This window comes from Micrococcus sp. Mcc89, assembly GCF_024519795.1.
Lineage (GTDB): Bacteria > Actinomycetota > Actinomycetes > Actinomycetales > Micrococcaceae > Micrococcus > Micrococcus luteus.
Genome location: NZ_JALJRI010000068.1, coordinates 1 through 1,017, shown reverse-complemented (window position 1 = coordinate 1,017; position 1,017 = coordinate 1). Strand labels below are relative to the sequence as shown.

Below are 1,017 nucleotides of genomic sequence, written 5' to 3'. Positions count from 1 at the left end.
CTCCCGCAGAGGTTGAGGCGGCTTACACTCACGATCAGGATTCAGCGCCCGTTGCGTCCTGACCTCGGAACGAAACCCAGGGCGCTTCAGATACCGGACATTCATCGGCGCAAGTCAAAGGGATGAGCTCTGAGGGTGGGCAAAAGTCTGGACAGAACCCCGTGGGTCAAAAGGCGGGCGGTTTCTGATTTTTGGCGCTCTGTCGGGGGTAAGTGTGTCGGCGGGCGCGGCCCGCCTGGGCGTCCGGGCAGCCGGGGCGCGGGGCGGCTTGAGCGCCCGCGATGGTGGTTGCGGCTTATCCCGTCCACGCGGGGGTGTTTCCTCGGCTGGTGCTTGCAGGCGGAGTTGAGGTGTTCGATGGGCCGGCTTGGCAGTCCGTGGACGAGATCGGCAGTGCCCCGTACCGGCGTGAGCCATACGTCCGGGTGAGGCTGCCTGATGAGGTGGTGGATGCGAAGGCGACGCGGTGGTCGCGCACGCACGTGCTCTTGCACTGGATCCCGGCCCCAGGCGCTGCCCCGCGGAATGCGTGGGTGCCGGCGCAATGGGTCACGCGGATCAGTCGGGACGAGTCGAGCTGGCGGGCACCATACGACTTGCCCGCGTAAGAGACATACACGGTGTGCCTCGGCGGACGAATCCATTCATGTCTAGGTAGTGGCGTCCTGAAGGAGTCCGGGGATGAATGGTGTGGCCGGGTATGCGCGCGTCTCGACACGGGACCAGGCGGAGTCACTTGAAGCGCAGAAGCTTGCGTTGCTGGGGGTGGGTGCCCAGCGGGTTTTCGCGGACGTGATCAGCGGGGCGAAATCCGGGCGGCCGGGTCTGCGTGAAGCCCTGGGGTGGCTGCGTGAGGGGGACATGCTCGTAGTGACTCGGCTGGATCGGCTCGGCCGGTCGACGGTGGACACGCTGCGGACGGTGGCGCAGCTGGAAGCAGCCGGTGTGCGGCTGAAGGCATTGGGTCAAGCCCCTCGTGATGGTGTAGCGGTCTGATCCTTCATGGGGGTCAGGCGC

At 66.2% G+C, this 1,017-nt stretch carries 1 protein-coding gene; it reads left to right on the top strand.

What is annotated here, in order from left to right; all coding sequences use genetic code 11:
* The first annotated feature begins 681 nt into the window (after nucleotides 1-681).
* Complete coding sequence (locus tag NR072_RS07590; RefSeq protein ID WP_256836709.1) at nucleotides 682-996, top strand: recombinase family protein; 315 nt, start codon at nucleotides 682-684, stop codon at nucleotides 994-996.
* The last annotated feature ends 21 nt before the right edge of the window (nucleotides 997-1,017 follow it).